This window comes from Occallatibacter riparius, from assembly GCF_025264625.1.
Taxonomy (GTDB): Bacteria; Acidobacteriota; Terriglobia; order Terriglobales; family Acidobacteriaceae; genus Telmatobacter; species Telmatobacter riparius.
The window spans coordinates 1,047,264-1,063,115 of the sequence record NZ_CP093313.1 but is presented as its reverse complement, the minus strand read 5'-3'; the positions used below and the strand labels follow the sequence as shown (position 1 = coordinate 1,063,115).

Below are 15,852 nucleotides of genomic sequence, written 5' to 3'. Positions count from 1 at the left end.
TGAGACCTCTGCCATAGCGTTTCGGCGAAGAGCGGTAACATCTTCAGACCTAATCGTGCCCGGGTCAATTCTGTGATGAGACTCTTCAGGTTCTCATGCGCCAATCGCCTGTTTGTCACCGGGCCCGACTACATTGGACTGGGAATCGCAGCTCTCATCACAACATGCAAGAACAAGGAAGAGAACAGGACGATTGACGCCCCGAGGCAGAACTGCCCGCGCTCTCTCTCGGCAGGCGTGCAATGAAGGCACCAGGTCATTTGCGTCAGGTGTTTCAAAAGGGGGGTGCAGGAACAATTTGCCACGCTGCGACTACTTCCCGGAACCCGTCGGTTCGTCGATGTGGCTTTTGAACAGAGCATCGAATGCCACTCTGCCACTCTCTCCAAGGCGAGGTATGCGAGTAGGCAGAACGGTGGGACGTGCAGCCCGTTCTCGCTCCTGCTGAACCTGCGCCGCCGAGACTACCACTACCGCGCTCTTCACTGGGCCGGCGAGTGCGATGGCGGGTTTCAGCTTTCCCACCGTTCGCTCAGTCCTGAACTCCCTGGCAACTGCGTGAGCACCCTTAACCGGCGGAGTCTGCACCTCCGATAGATGTACCGTATCAACCGCGACGGGTGTTGGAATGCATTCATTGCAGCCGATGCGGACTCCACCAGATTTGTGGGCGCCAGAGTTGGGGATCTGGAGGTTGGACTGGATGTTCTCGGTCTGGCGCTCGCCAGCACAATTCTGGGCGGATCGAGCTCTCCGGTCCCGACGCCGAGTCCCACCAGATTGCGCCGGCCGCTCGTCCCTATCGACTCTAGTCACTCTTGTGCCGTGAACCGAGCGCCGATCGGGCGTCGAGCTTTTCAGGGTGGAGAGGAGAGTGCGTGCGTTGCGCAACTCTATGAGGTATGCGTCGATTTCGGCGATGATTTCAGCTCGATCCATTCAGCCGGTATTCTATTTGGCCACCCCGACGAAATGAAAACCGCCCCCACCCCACCGAAGCATTGCGCGCAATCGGCCACAAGGCCGACCCCCGTTCCCGAATCACAAAGAGCCAAAGCAGGAAGAAGCGCTAAATATGTTGTCGCAACGTGATTCTACTTTTTGTCATTCGCCACCATCTTTGTCCACGCTGCCGTCACGCCGAACCAAAGGAGAACCGTCAACACTTCGTGAAAGACCCATAGCGCGGCACTTAGAACCGCAAGGCAAAGAGCTGTCGCCGGTGTTCCACGCCAGTGCATCCCTATCGCGCAACCCAAGAGAAGAAGAAAGAGGCTGTGGATGAAGACGAGGACCAGATTCCCGGAGGTGATTTGCATCTTCATCCCACGCTCCTTCTGATCTGTAGGCGGCGCCTGTATGCCGAACGGGATACCTCAGATCACCTCCGGAAAGCTGACGGCCCATTCACCGCGAGTCCGGCCACTTGTGAACCTCATCTGTTCAGAGCTTATTAGTCCGACCGCCGGCGGTCGCCATTCGGCACTCATTGGGTAGACCTCGGTTGGTTGGGCGCGTGTTTACAGCGCTCTTCGTCTTCTCTTCACGCCGGATAAGGCATTGCATATTCCCGATGAACAACTGCCCCATGCTCCGGGATCAATGCCTTTCTGGGTCCAGTGAACCCACATTCCGCCGACAACTGCTGCTTCCACGTGGGGTGGTCTTCCAAGTTGCCACCGCGAAGCATCTGACGCGGGATCGCTCCGGTTCGACTGTCATGGTGAATGACGCCATGGAATAGTACCGTCCCGTCCTTGCCATAAACCGTAAAATCATCGCCCTGTTCGAGGTATCGCAGTCCCTCGTATTTTCAATGCCCGTCCTCTTCAACAAAGCCGTCTCCCTGCATTGCCCACCAGCTACCTTCCGTGCCTGTCTCACTGAAGAGGAAGCAGAGTCCCTTCATCTCCTTAGCCATCGCGCTATGCACAACATGTGCTCCTTCGCGTTCCTCTCGCAACAACGATCCAGACAGATCGTTGTTGCGATGACTATGAATGCCCATAGTTGATCCTCGCGCGAATTCTGGTCCGGGCAGCAGGTTCAACAGTTCGGAATGTGCCGGGATCGGCACATTCCTGGCGTCATTAACGCTTCGATCTCTTCCAACCTCGTCCATTCTGTCCCCAGCTCTATTTCACACACGATACGTACAACCGCCACCGACTCGGAAGCCGCGGTGGCGCAGCCTTGTTTCCGGAGCCCCTTGCATTTTTCGACGATTCGTCAAACCCTCATCTGCCCCGTCTGCCAACTGAGCCAATTCGAACGTGGAACTGGCAAATGCCGTCGCTGCCACAGTTCACTAGGGCTTAGCTATTTCGAGATTCTCTTTCCTACGTCTCCTGGGGCCTTGAATGCGCAATCGATGATCGCGATAGGTCTTGAAGTTGGGAGCCTCATTCGAAACCTGAGGTTCCGGCGCGGCATAACCCAGGAGACCTTAGCCTCGCTGACTGGAATTCACCGAACTTATTTGTCGCGCGTAGAGCGCGGCCAGGTCATGCCCTCACTCCTGAATCTGCTTCGAATCATGGGCGCTCTCGGCGTGGACAAAATCCTGCTGCGAGCGCGAATACCGTCCAGCTAATCGCGTGCCCACTACCGCGAATGTGCCGATTTCGGCACATTGCGAACGAACGCGCATCCGATCTGCCTACCAACAAGGAGCACGATTGAGTAGCCAGGTCATTGCAACCGAAACAACGATCCTATTGGATCGTCGTTTCGCCGAATGCAGATTCGGACAGCGTCCACCCGCACGCAAGGTGCTATGACCAGGCCGCACTGTGGTGCTCGGTAACCACCGGTCTTCCAGAACACACCTGGAGAAGGCTGCCGAACCGCGATCAGCAGAAAAGGCCGCCCGAATCGGGTGGACCGAAGTTCCTAGGCACATGCTCACACGTGCGAAATCGGTAAAAACCTTTTCAGCCGTTTGCGGCGTTCTGGAGAGAGAACAATGATCGGCCATTTTCCACGTCTGTATCCAGATGAACTCCTGTATAGCGCGATAGCACGAATGCAAGAGCGAATTCCCGGTCTGAATTTTCGAGGCCTTGGCGTAGACCTCTTCGCAACTTCAACGGCCACGGCGATCAGTGACTTTCCTCATCGGCTCTCGGCGTTCATAGAGATGCTCCCGCCCTGAGTTTGGCATCACTGTGGAGTCGTTGATCGACGAAAACACCCTGTGGCCCTATTGGGCGGCTTTCCAGTCTCGGGAGCGCCGCTCAAGAACGCGCATGGAGATGGCGGGCGCCGGGAACGCCTACTTGTCACTTGGGCTAATGGCAAGCGCACTTCCCTGGCTGAGGTTTTTCCGGTATTGCCTGTCGTGTGTAGACCTCGATCGTGCGGCAGAGCGGGAGACATACTGGCACCGTGTACACCAGATCCCAAGCATTGAGGTCTGCCCAAGCCACGGGGAACGACTCCTCGACAGCCAGGTACAATTTCGCCAGTCCCGCAACCGGTACGAGTACCGGTCGGCTGAATCAGCGATTGCTTCGACGTCGGGTTTGGTGCGTAAGAAGCCAAAGATGGACGAAACGTCTTCAGACGCCGCGCAACTGCAGTTAGCCAAGAGCGCAGCTTGGCTGTTGGCTCATCCGCAGGCATCCCGGTCAGGCGTGGAACTTCGAACTCGCCTCGTTTCGGAGTTGGCTCTCCGCGGATTTGCGACGTGGAATGGTACTGTCCGAGTCTCGCGGCTGGTGTCCAGTATCACGTCCCGATATCCCGCGAAATGGCTCGAGGCGATCGGATGCGGATTCCCCTCTCCTCCCCACGAGAACTGGTTGGAACGGCTGTTCAGAAGGCCAGAATCAACGCAGGCGACCATACGATACCTGCTGCTGGTTAATTTCCTTGAGACGAGCGTCGAGTCAATCCTGCGGACGGAGATGCCTGCTCCGTTTGGTAAGCCCCCGTGGCCCTGCTTGAACAAAGCCTCCAATCATTTCGGTCAACTGACAATCCCGATGTGCGAAATCGCGACAACCCGAAATGGGACAGCTCTCGTTGGTCGATTCGCATGTCTGGATTGTGGCATGATCTACGTGCGCTTGGGCCCTGATGCGAGCGCCGCAGATCGCGAACAGCCACAGAGTGGGGCTGCAGACCGCATGCGGCGAGACTGGGTGCCAGTGTACGGCCCCGAGTGGAATCAAACACTCATCCGTGGATGGGGCGAGGCGGATACATCTATGAGGAAGCTTGCGGACCGTCTCGGCGTTGATGCCCGGACCGTGCGACTACAGACGCTGCGGCTCGGTCTTGAGCCTGTTCGCGATGGGAGTGGTTGCCGAGAGACACCCGTCGCCTCCAGCATGCCTGTGGCACCGGCGAATGCCAAGGGTGTCGGCGAGTATCGGTCGCAATGGTTGCAGCTGCAACGTGACCATCCGAGCTTTGCCCGAAGTCGTTTGAGGGAGGCCGCACCAGCTCTCTATACCTTTCTTTACAGGCATGACCCTCTATGGCTTGGGCAGCATTCTCCGTTGCCACGAAGATCAACAGAGGTTCGTTCGCCTGTGGATTGGAACGTTCGTGATGTTGCCCTATCCGACGAGGTGGACCGGGCGGCCGAGCGGTTACTACTTCGAAGGCCGCTCGTTCGCCTCACGTTCACAGCGATGCTGCGGGAAGCGTCCTCGACGTGGGCATTGACGAAGCTTTCCCGCCTTCCCCTGACGGGAAGCGCTCTAAAGCTCAGGCAGGAAAGTCGTGTCGATTTTGCCATCCGCAGGATCCAAGAGGTGTCAGCGGCGCAGTCGCTAGGCGGATCAACTCCTCTCAGATGGCGGTTGGTTCGTGCCGCCAACATCAGGCCCGATTTGTTGATCCTGAAGGCAGTCGAGGACGCGATTCAGGTCGCGCTGATTGCGCAGACGAACTCCCGGCTCTAAGATCCCGTGTTCACACATCGTGGCCATCGAACTAGGCAGGCTCGACAGCAGATCTAATCCAACGCCATTCACTGCGCTCGCAAATTTCCGGCGAGGCGAGCAGCGGGAAAAACCGTCGGCGGGACTCCTTCCTTCCTCTCCTTCCCAGCTCCATTTGTTTTCTGCGGCATTTGCTTGTGGGGTATTGTTAACTAAAGCCCGTATTTCCTTCCGCGGATTGGCGTTTGATCCAAACCGCAAACCTAAAGCGCGACTTATTAAGCTCGGAGCCAGTTCAAACTGCAATTCGGCGTGCCCTAGATCCCCAGGACCAGCCAAAGAGCTTAGATTCCAAGTTCGGCCCTTGCCACGGCTAAAGCACGAACAACCATGGGATGCTTCCCGGTCCGTTTTCCCCAGCCCACGCCAGCCAAGTCGCGAAGCTTGGTGAACGACACGACTTCTCCCGAGGCCTTAAGTCTTTTGGTGACCAGTTCGAGACGGCGGACTGCAAACTGCGGTGCGGACTCCGAGTACTTCTTAAGTGCCGCCCTAGTGAACTTCATGCGACTTTCCCTATTCCCAAAACCGTTGGGGAATCCGATGAGCCTTAATATCGCCAGCTTCGACACCCGCTGAGGTTGGCTTTGCATCGAAAACAGCCTACTACTGGCATCCTTCACCATTCCAACAATGGCCAAATCTCTGGTTCGTTGCCTTGTTTTGCTCAGTTTCGCCCTGGTCTCAATGTCCGTCTCGCTCCGCTTCCTGCGTAAAGGTGCAGGCATGTTGTGGGTGAGCCAAGCTCCATCGTTCTTCCGAAGCCAAAGAACAGCGCGAGATAGTCCCTCATTGAGGTCGGAACGCGTTGCATTCGGGTGTTGCTCAAGCCACTCCGATATGGCCTGCCGGTGCTTCGCTCTCAACATCGCTCGGTTATGCGATACACCGGCGCAAAGCTCTACATTACGAGGCCAATGCTTTCCAGCAGGTTTTGGTTTGTCCAGCGGGTTCAGGCCATTACGCACGAGCGCCCTTTCAAGGGCGCTATAGTTCGTGTGGAGCATCCGCTTGATGTCTGCTACGCCCAATGACTCATTCGACCACAAGCGACGAAGCGCGCTATCCCATGCCGCATTCTCCACCGCCCTTAGGGGGCACTCGCGATGCTCACCATTTCGATCTGGGCCGATTCGCTCGTACGAGTAACCGCATGGACAATTGAAAATCGCTGTGACCTTGCCCCTCGATAGTGTCAGCTCCAGTGTCTCTATGACGCCCTTTTCGAAGCTTGAGCAGGTGGGATTTAAACAAGGCCAAGGTCCCTCCTCAAACCAACAATGCTGTGATCCCAAATCGCGAAGGAGGTCTGCCACTGACATGCCCAGGAAATGCATCAGCATGAGATGCTGTAATGGACATGCTCTACCCCAGAGGGCTCGCCACAACCATCCGGGGATGTGATCCGGGGTGAGCCCGACTTGCAGGAACTGGGACATGCCAATACGGGTATATCGCTTTGAAATCTCTGCGGCGACTTTGCTGGTACGGACTGTACCGCTTGCATTTGCCAATCCGGCCTCTTGCAGCCGGTGAATATAGACTCTATGTAACTCATTTTTATCCAGGCATCGGATCCAATTGTCTAGCAGAAAGTGAGTCTGCTCACTGAGCCAAAGCAGGGTGGACTCCAGCTCCTTGGAGAGAGACCGGCTGTTCCGATACACCCCTGTCGCGTACACCACATCATCTGCGTGAATATATCGACTGGCCACCATACTTCCCCTACTAACGTTCGTTGGCACCAGCAAGGTCTTGTGGAGCCGACAAATATGTACTGACGGAAGTTGGTGAGCGCGCCTCCAATACGTCGTTCCGCCATTTCTCCGATCCTCCGCTACGCACTCCATACATACCCGCAAGAACCGCGGCGAACGATTTGCCCCGTTCCGGCAGCTTACGAAGAAAGATCGTGCGTCTTCTAGTCGACCCTTCATGGCGGCGGTGGCCGCACATGCAACCTCGGGCCGGAGAAACGGAGCGAAGTAAGGCATGGCAGTTGTTTTCTGAATCAGATAATCAGCGGTAATATCGAATGTCTTTGGCAGCTCATTCTCGAGATAAAGCAAATGGCATGGCGTATCCACGATATCGTGGATCTTATCCACCCCAAATAGATCCCGTGATACGTCCCAATCGGACGAACCAGGATAGTGCTTCTTATATTCGGATCCGACGCTGTAAAGCGATTCGTCTGTTCGAATCAGAGGAAAATATCCAAGCATAAGGCAATCCCGATCAGACGCTGACGGAATATATGTCTTCGCGGACGAAAGCTCATTCTCACCGCGCACCTAATAAAGATGCGAACTTGATAGATTTAGACGCCTTAGAAGCTTCTACGGGCCAACTTATAATCCAACATGCCACGCTCGAGTCAAGGCAAGGGAGAGTCGTCTGTCGTACGGGTGCGCAAAGTGATCTGGCAAGCGGCCTGCAGAGATGCGGGTCCTCGTGTGGTATGCCAGGTGGAGAGTATCGTAATGCAGACCGCCATCTCTGTGGGCTCGGAGCGGTGGCGGCGAGGCGTTTTGGCATTATCACTAGAAGTGCCTAGACGCCTATGTTGTCAGAATGTGCGTGCAGTGTGAACGGCATCACTCCGGCGAGTATTCACTATGGTGATAACGTGGCCGGCTGAAGCGAATATGCTCCTCACCCTCCCAGTTTCTTCACTCCCAGAATTCGACTCCAGATTTCACTACTCCTGCGCTCCTGAGTCTGTCGTGAGCAACATCAGGCTTGCCGATGCCGTCGCCGACGGTGGTTAGGAGCTCGCAAGCTGATGGGGAGACGCTGTTGTGATTCCTCGAGGTATTCCTCGCAGTGTGAGGCCGCGCTCGTCTTGTAGGCTCGTCCGAATCGCTCGTTTCAGTTGGGGAGGAAGGTTTCTTCGGAGAGCCAGCGGCCGTTGAGGAATTTTCTCGATGTGTGATGAGCTGCGATATCGGCGGCAGTTCCACATCGTCCAGAGATTTGAGCAACTCAGTGTCCCTTGCGCGGAGTGCTTGCAAAACAGCGTGTGCGGGTCCAAGGTATTCACGTGCGATCTGAGAAAGTAGAGTTGGTGTAATCGTTTCCGATCTCTTTCCGCCGTCATTCCGGACAATCAGATATTTCTGTGCCAAGATGTACAGACGAACCACATAGTCCGGAATCCCTTGGCTCTCCTCGTACAACCTATCCTCAAGCTCAGGGCTTCGAACAGTGACGTCCCTTGTGTATTGAAGTGGCCAGAGCCCAGCGAGAAAGACCATGTATTCGCTCTGTCGGTCAAGCGGCTTCCACTCCGGAGTTCCAGCGCGCCACCACCGCCGCTTCATTCGAAGCGTCTTCATCATTTTCTCCGCTTCGTATGTGCCCATCGCCATCATTGGCGTCTTCGATTCATTCGTGAGCCGAAGCAAGAAGCCAAGGATCGCATCAGCACCGCGACTCTTAAGGTTTGTCAGGTTCTGCAATTCGTCGGATACAAGTAATCCCACCGCATTCACATGGAAAATGTTGATGACGTGGAAGAGAAGGTGGTACTCTTCGCCCTTTCCGAAGCGTAAGGCATAACTTGTTCCCAAGGCGTCATCTACTGCAGCCATCGCAGAAATCAGCATGTCTTTGGTCGAGGACTGGGTGGATGTTTCCATTTCGGCCCACACGAGTTGGCGGATGTTGAATCGGGGATGCTCAATAACCTGCGGGAACATGCGCAGAATGCGACCTTCAGAGGTGGATTTGCCATTCCCAGACAGCCCAAATAGAGAGGCGTCAAAAGGCGAGGCGACGAACGGTCTTGGTCGCTTGCGTCGCAGTTTTGGCATATTCCATTGGCTCAAGTCTTCCCTGAGGGCCAGCATCTTCACCCGCCAACGAGGCCAAAAATCTGGGTCAGTGGGATCGCGCATCAGGTATCCATGCCGGAGCATTTGCCAGATCGACAGATATAGATCGTAGTGTCGAGTCAGAGGACAGGTGTATGTGAGGATATCGAGCAGGTACTCGAGCCTCGCTTCATTGCTCGCTTGTCTCATTTCCTCCTCGTAAAATGGGACCTGCCGAAAGCGCTTGGAAAACACGTCCTCCGCAAGCAACGATGGCAGTCGATCGATGAAAGGATTGCCTGTACGTCTGGGGGGTATGTTTGCGCGTTTGTTCGAAGTCATTCACGATCTCCCGCTATGGAATAGAGGTAATGGTTCAGCTGCACCCTTTAGAATCACCAGACATCAGCGCAATGAGGCGTGCTTGCTCTGAGGCGGTCATGTTTTCAAGTGCCTCCTCCTGAACGGTCTCCTGCAAATCTGGAACATTAGAGGTGATCTTCGGTGCATGAACATTCTCATCTCGTTCCTGCTCACGAGCTTGTCGACAGTTCTCGCGAAAATCAGTTCTCTTTTGCTTCTTGCAGCCGAGGGCTGCCTCGGTCCCTTGCGTAGCCTGTTGGACAGTGTCGTTGACATAGCCATTCAGCCAGGCCGCTTGTTGTGGTGCACCTTCCTGGGCTCGGTTATATTCCGCCTTCTGCCGGCGTTGCTCATGTTCAATATCCGCGAAATCAACATCAGTGCGCTCTCTGAGAGAGCGAGTTCGCCAGCAGGGCTCAAGAAACGGGAGGCGCTCGGCCAGTAGGCGGGCATGACCTGGCAAGAGGTGGTAGATGCGAGCGGCAGTGCGGGGATCCGCTAGGACCTCGATGTCCCAGAAGTGCTTAAGGCGGGCGACTTTCTCCTGCCAATGTTCATCAATCGCTCTCTGCGAAATGTATGTCTTGCCCCGGTAGACTATTCCCTCGCGCGTTACTGTGGCGATATCACGCGTGAGACAGTGAAGCCGGACAACGTCGAGGGAGGTGTGACGCGGCCTTCCTGTTCGTTTGCGGTTCGAAAAATGATAGAGCTCGTTTGGAATAGGGCGGACCGTGCCCTTCATGTCATCGGCAAGGGGATAGTCTTTAAGATAGTGAAACCTGTTGTAAGAGACGTCGTAACAGAAGATTAGGCGTCGAAGCTGAGTGATGTCCAGTCTCGCCCGCTCCCACGCTCGCTTGGCCACGGGATCTGAGTCCGGGTCTCCTGCGTCCGGAGGGACAGCACCGGGTAAAAGCTTTATTAGGTCATCGTAAAGGCTCTTGAATGACGACTCTACTATGGGCTTCATCTCTGGCCGGCAATTGCCAGTGTGCATCAACTCGAGGCGTAAGCCGTCCCAAAGTTGCAGTGCACATTTGGTGATAAAACCGCCGTTATCGGTCAGAAGCGCGTCACCCAGATCTTCGTACGGCATCCAGCTGGGCTCTATAGTGACCCGCAGAGAGTTGCCGTATTCGACCTTGTTGGACACGAGGTTTTCAATGGCGAGCAGAGCAGCGGCGGCGCTGTCTGTCTCCCAAGTAAGCGCCGAAGCAGTTCTGGCTCGGCACATGGTGTCACGAATGCCCGCTAAGGTGGGCTTTCCGATGACCTTGCGCGTTACTGGATTCACGACATAAATTGGAAGGAAGTCGAAATCCGCCTGTTGCACATCCATCGCACCGTACGCTATCTGCCTCTGATCTTCTTTGAGAGGTCGCAGATTCAGATTGAAGCTTTTTACCGAGCTTTGTGCTTGGACGATCTCCCCGAAATGTTTTCGTCTATAGTATTCTCGCTTGATCTGTGCGTCGGAAGGCATTGTGCTTTGTTCGGGCATCTCGTAAATTGCCACACCGTCTTCATTGACGGTGACGTTCTTGTTAAAGAATTGTTCCCTTCCAAGCTCACAAGCTTTTGGCCAAGTCAGAAACACGCCGTTAACCGGCTGTTCGTGGTACGTAGTGGCGATTGCGAACATTGTTTGCTTCAAGTCGTGGGTCAGAACAACCCCTGCGCGCGCTTCTGCTTGTGTGTCGCCGACTCGGTCTCTGCCGAGTTTTGCGTCGTGACTTCGGTCCGAACGCATCTCAGTCGTCCAGCCAGCGCGATCATGGTCGCCAAGGAATGCATTGTCGAGTTGGCCGCGCTGAAGGAACCGCCTCCAAAGGATGTAGACCGATCCCTTATTCAGACGGGGCGCGTCTGTGCGGTCTTCGGCGCAAATCTTACGAATCAGCTCGCCCCTTTTGTTAGGGTTAAATTTCAATTCAGGCTCCGCTTTGGTGAGCAGTGACATCGCTTCGACGCGCATTCTTTTCTCGGCCCTACGCGCTTCGGAATAGTCGCTGTCTGGCAACATAAGATACTCGTAGGGGTCGATCACTGACTTTGCTGTGCCAACTGCAAGGGCATTCCATACTGCCTCAAAATTGACCCAGTGTTCCTTGGAGCCAGACCCGAAGATTTCAATCATGAGCACGGACCGACCGGTGGCGTCGATGAACAGGACTCGTTCGGCGCGTGCGGACGGGGTCCCAGCGTCGAACTCGATAACCTCGTTTATTCGGAGACATTTGTCCGACATGCCCTGCTCCACAATTTGTCCAGATCGCCTACTTCGATGAGCATCGGCTGGGTAGGTTCCAGAAGCTTGGAACGCATGTCCACAGTCCACGCTTTATTCGCAAGCATGAAGCGTGCGACAGCGAGCGAAGCTCCCTCGAAAAGGCGGAGCTCCGAGTCGCAGTGATCACATACATCGGCCAGAACAACCTCCCGTGACGCTGCGATCACGTCAGATAATGACGTCCCAATGCGCTGAACCTGCGCGGGCGTTAAAGGATAAAGTGAGTCAATGTCGCGTCGTGGGTGAAGCCAATTTACGTTCCACCAGCAAACCTCTGGGATGTCCAACTCCGTGACAATTCCATAATCGATGTTGCGAAGAGCGAAGTACCGGCGCACGATCTCGAGCTTCACAAGTACCCTCTTCTTGCATAAATGCTTGCTAAGTTTGAAATCGCGTGCTATGTACGTGATGCCGTTGAGTTCGATGTAGAAATCAACGGTCATCACCATCAGTTCTCCATCTAGGCGCGGATGAGGAACTTTGAGATACTGGGCAATCTCAATCGTTTCTTCCAGTTCGAGAGGGTACTGCTCGCGGATGTCGGTGATCACGTCCGCGAAGTCGTAACACAAGAAATTCTTTCGCTCACTGAAGCTCAGAATGTGGCTTCGCCGTGAGTCTTTCCAGTTCGTGATCTGCGAGCATGTGCTAATCGCAGCGAAGTCGGTTGTATGCACCCAGGGGTCGTATTCGGCATGCTTACCCTTTCCCCGCCCAGCTTTCTTGCGCTTGGCAATGGCGCGCCCCGTCATTCGTCTACGTCGTGATGGCATGGTGAACTCCTTTGGCGGGTGATCTTTGGCGAAGGGCAAAGGGCATCGAGCATGACGATAGGGAGTTAGGTCCGTCCTCTGCCTCTGCCGAGCCGCTTCTGTCTTCCAACCTCCCGGAGGGAGATCAACGGTCTCAGGTGAGAGCTCCCAGCCTGACAGTATGGTGGTGCCCCGGCGTGCGCGATAAACAAGCGAGCAGACGTACCCCGGGCGCCCTCAATCCGTTCCCCGGCTTTGTTCAGAGCGGAAAATCTCAAGTGTTCCGCCGCACTATTATGCTGTCTGACGGCGCATAATATGACTAAGGTTGTTTTGCGTCAATAAGAATTTCTGGATATAACGGGGGTAATGAGATCTCGGGAGCACAATGCAGAACTCATGAGCGGCTTTTGCACCGCTTTGGCGGATCAGGGCGTCGGGGTGCGTGCGATAAGGAACTCCCGAGCCGACGTTGAGGAGTTGTTGCGCTGGATTGAAGCGAACCACGGATCGTCGTTGGAATTCGCCGATCTGACCGAGCGTGAATTGGATCTATACCGCGAGCATTTGTCTCAGCGATTTCGGCCGAGCACTCTTCGGCGAAAGCTCGCAACTGCGAAGGTGTTCCTCGGATGGGTGCAGCGCGGGAGCAGCCGTCGAGTTCAGAGCGGCAAATACACCCGGGGAACCCCCAGCTCACGGAGAGAACAACTGAGATGGCTGAATTTCCATGAGATCGGTCAATATCGTACGGCGGTTGAGAAGAATGGCACGCTTGAAGATCGACTGATGATCGCGTTCCTTGCGGATGTGGGCCTTCGGATCAAGGAGATTTGTGGCCTGCGATGGGACGATGTGACTATCCGGGATTTCTCCGCGGACTTTCGAGTCGGCGAGAAGGCGAAACACCGTGTTCGTACAGTGCAGGCTGTGGGGAAAACCGTAGATCTGATACGGGATTGGGAGCGCGAAGTGCACTCTGCTTCAGGTCTCGTCTTCGAAGTGAATGGAGGTCCCATTTCCCCGCGATCGGTCCGCCGTCTGTGTGAACGGTTTGGGCGTATTTCAGGGCTTGCTGTCACGCCCTTCGAATTACGGAGGTCGCTCTCAGTGTCGCTAAGGCACTTCAGGCAAGAACGCGGTCCTGGATTGCCGTTTCACAGCGGAGCATTAGCAATGGATGGCTTGGATACGAGAGTCCAGGCGGCGAGATCCCGAGAGAAATCCTCGTATCCGAGGCGCCGGTTGGTTCCTGATGACACCTATATGGATATCGTTGTACCGGAGGTGTTGATAACGCAGGCCAACGACGAAGCGGTTTTCACGAGCGTCCGGTCTGGGATTCGCCGCGATCGCAAAATTAGGGAACAAGTTCTCAAACGGGCGAATGGAACATGCCAGCGGTGCGGGTTCAGATTTGCAAATCCCAATCTTCTCCAAATTCACCACATCGTCGCGGCTGCGGAGAAAAGGGACAATGTGAGCAACTGCGTCGCACTTTGTCCCACCTGCCATTGCCTTGCTCATTATGTCCCGGAGCAGGCGGAAATCGAAATACAACTGCTCCTTATCGTAAGAGGTGAACGTCTCGAGCTCTCCGGCAGTCGAACTCCCCTGGAGCGACTTTCACGGCGAAGTTCTGCGGTTCGGATGAGATCATAGTATGTCCAGCGGATCTTCACCAGTTTCGTCTACGTGGATGCACGTGGGACCTCCCACCCATTCTCTTTTGGCACAAACCCCTACTACCAATATGTCCCGAGCAATGGATGTCCGGACGGTCATCAGTCGACTGCTGGCCCCGTAGAAAACGGGACCGCGACCGATGGCAGCTCATTCTCGATCGTAGCGACCCCCACCTCGCAATACGGAGTCTCGACGTCCCTATCAACCGGGAAGGGCGTTGGCATAGCGATCGTCGGGTCGACAGGAGCAAGCACGCAGGAAGATGTCGACGGAAACCGTCTCCTAGCAATTAGGTCTGAATTTGGTATTAGCGATAGTTTGCCTGAGAAAAGCGCGGCTTGGAAAGTCCAAGGGGGCTGGCTGAACCCTTAGGCTGTCATCGGCGACGAACGGCTAACGGGCGAGCGAAAATCGCCGACTATCAATAGGTTCTAAAACGCGAAGAATAATGGCACGGCGAGGCCGTCTGTATGCGTGTCGCACTGCGGAACAGAACTGCCTTGACCCTCCGTGGTTGCCATCTTTATTGTGATCGAGAGCTGTTTTGGGTTCACCACTGGCGCAGGATGAGCTTGCATCTCAATAAGGGAGACAACGGTGCAGATCATGTATTCAGTGATCGGTGGCAACAGCGTGCAACTGAAGCTTCCTTCGCCTGACCAGATGGTTCTTCCGGGCATCAAGTGGGGGGGCTTCGACGAGATTTTGACCCCGGCATACTGGAGAGGACAGGCTTGGCAGCATTTAGCACTCGGTACCTACTCTGACTTGCGCCTGGGCGACAGCCTAGCCGAAGAAGTTGCGGCATGTTTGCTGGGCGGCTATGGCATGCCAGCAGGCATTGCCATGGGCGCATATCAGCGAGTTCGCAGCCTTGGACTGCTACGGCAAACTCCTTCTTCGGCCGATGTTGAACGTGCGCTAGAGGAGCCCATACAGTTCGGAAGTGCTCTCAGGAAATACAGATTTGCGCGCCAGAAGGCACGGTACCTTAGCGAGAGCCTGCGCATGCTCGAGGAATTTGTTGAGCCGTCTGACGACATTGAATTCCGTGACGCACTGGCGCATTTGCCCGGAATAGGTTTGAAGACCGCTTCTTGGATCGTAAGGAATATGCGTCCCGGGAGTCGGGTGGCAGTGGTTGACGTCCATATCTTGCGGGCGGGGCGCCACATCGGACTGTTTCCTGATGGGTGGATACCGGAGAAAAATTACCGAGAACTAGAGCAACAATTCGTCAAATTCGCGGACGCACTCGAAATCAATCCGAGCTTCTTAGATGCGCTCATGTGGGACTACATGAGGCGCTTCTCTGAAGCAGTCTTTAGGTCCGGTCAGAACGGACACTCCAAACAGCTAACCCTCTTCGAGGACACGCGTCAACTGATGCCAGCCTAATTCGCTGGAGCTATACCGCCGGTCGAACACTTACCCAGCACAGCGCTCCCGACTGCGCAGAGCCTGCCTTCATTGTCCAAGCTTTTTGCAATTTCTTTTCCAAGAAGCCCCATGGGGCAGAAGCCAAGTCGAAGAGCTTCACAAACCATCGCCAAGAGCTGTAATACCGCTCCCGAGTCGCGCCAGATCAGAGAGTCCGCCGAGCGGTACACTGCGTTCGGAAGTGCGGAGTCCGCAATCAAAATTACGTAACTACCGACCGCATTTGGCAGAACCATTGCTGCTTTGACGCACCAATCTTCAATCGCAGGTTCCGGACAGTCCAGTCGCTCCACCTGATGATCTAGCGCGTTGTACCGCATTAAGCGTCTATCGTCGCGTCCGGGAATGATGAGAGCCGAGATGGGATGGAGTGCGCCTGCAGAGATCGCCGGCCCCCGGTTGCGCCCAAACTCATCCTCAACTTTCAGTGAACGCGGGTGGAGCGCTAGTGCGATTGCATTCACAATGGATTCGAAGGGAGCTGGACTCAGATCCCGATACGAACGACGGCTTTCCATCACCTCGGTGAAGCTACATTTGCCAGGATG

General features: G+C 55.2%; 11 protein-coding genes and 1 pseudogene. 4 read left to right on the top strand and 8 right to left on the bottom strand.

Going from position 1 to position 15,852, the window contains the following annotated elements:
* Positions 1-312 precede the first annotated feature (312 nt).
* The 3 genes from MOP44_RS04245 to MOP44_RS04235 all read right to left on the bottom strand — a co-directional run bounded on the left by MOP44_RS04245 (position 313) and on the right by MOP44_RS04235 (position 2,008).
* Positions 313-525 carry a hypothetical protein gene (locus MOP44_RS04245; protein ID WP_260794668.1) on the bottom strand — a complete coding sequence of 71 codons (213 nt, stop codon included), beginning with the start codon at positions 523-525 and terminating at the stop codon, positions 313-315.
* Positions 526-1,094: 569 nt separating this feature from the next.
* Complete coding sequence (locus MOP44_RS04240; RefSeq protein WP_260794667.1) at positions 1,095-1,325, bottom strand: hypothetical protein; 231 nt, start codon at positions 1,323-1,325, stop codon at positions 1,095-1,097.
* 488 nt (positions 1,326-1,813) lie between these two features.
* Positions 1,814-2,008, bottom strand: coding sequence for a hypothetical protein (locus MOP44_RS04235; RefSeq protein WP_260794666.1), 195 nt, complete (start codon positions 2,006-2,008; stop codon positions 1,814-1,816).
* 51 nt (positions 2,009-2,059) lie between these two features.
* On the opposite strand from MOP44_RS04235, the gene MOP44_RS28000 reads away from it, so the two are divergent.
* The gene (locus MOP44_RS28000; RefSeq protein WP_390905470.1) at positions 2,060-2,593 is read left to right on the top strand and encodes a helix-turn-helix domain-containing protein; all 534 of its coding nucleotides are present in this window, start codon (positions 2,060-2,062) and stop codon (positions 2,591-2,593) included.
* Between the two features lie 574 nt (positions 2,594-3,167).
* Complete coding sequence (locus MOP44_RS27995; protein ID WP_390905469.1) at positions 3,168-4,913, top strand: TnsD family Tn7-like transposition protein; 1,746 nt, start codon at positions 3,168-3,170, stop codon at positions 4,911-4,913.
* Between the two features lie 323 nt (positions 4,914-5,236).
* On the opposite strand, the gene MOP44_RS04230 is transcribed toward MOP44_RS27995, so the two are convergent.
* The 5 genes and pseudogenes from MOP44_RS04230 to MOP44_RS04215 form a co-directional block, all read right to left on the bottom strand.
* Positions 5,237-5,458, bottom strand: a complete 222-nt coding sequence (locus MOP44_RS04230; protein WP_260794665.1) for a hypothetical protein — start codon at positions 5,456-5,458, stop codon at positions 5,237-5,239.
* A 39-nt stretch (positions 5,459-5,497) separates the two neighbouring features.
* A pseudogene (locus MOP44_RS27990) lies at positions 5,498-7,177 on the bottom strand (TnsD family Tn7-like transposition protein); the annotation flags it as partial.
* Between the two features lie 447 nt (positions 7,178-7,624).
* On the bottom strand, positions 7,625-9,109 hold the full coding sequence (locus MOP44_RS04225) for a TniB family NTP-binding protein (RefSeq protein WP_260794664.1): 1,485 nt from the start codon (positions 9,107-9,109) through the stop codon (positions 7,625-7,627).
* A gap of 34 nt (positions 9,110-9,143) precedes the next feature.
* Positions 9,144-11,381, bottom strand: coding sequence for a hypothetical protein (locus MOP44_RS04220; RefSeq protein WP_260794663.1), 2,238 nt, complete (start codon positions 11,379-11,381; stop codon positions 9,144-9,146).
* Positions 11,357-12,178: a TnsA endonuclease C-terminal domain-containing protein gene (locus MOP44_RS04215; protein ID WP_260794662.1), complete on the bottom strand. Its 822-nt coding sequence runs from the start codon at positions 12,176-12,178 to the stop codon at positions 11,357-11,359. Before MOP44_RS04215 ends, MOP44_RS04220 begins: the two co-directional genes overlap by 25 nt.
* A 369-nt stretch (positions 12,179-12,547) precedes the next feature.
* On the opposite strand from MOP44_RS04215, the gene MOP44_RS27985 reads away from it, so the two are divergent.
* Together MOP44_RS27985 and MOP44_RS04205 are read left to right on the top strand one after the other, a co-directional pair.
* A complete protein-coding gene (locus MOP44_RS27985) occupies positions 12,548-13,840 on the top strand; it encodes a tyrosine-type recombinase/integrase (protein WP_390905468.1) in 1,293 nt (430 codons plus the stop codon).
* A gap of 630 nt (positions 13,841-14,470) precedes the next feature.
* Complete coding sequence (locus MOP44_RS04205) at positions 14,471-15,262, top strand: 8-oxoguanine DNA glycosylase (protein ID WP_390905480.1); 792 nt, start codon at positions 14,471-14,473, stop codon at positions 15,260-15,262.
* The last annotated feature ends 590 nt before the right edge of the window (positions 15,263-15,852 follow it).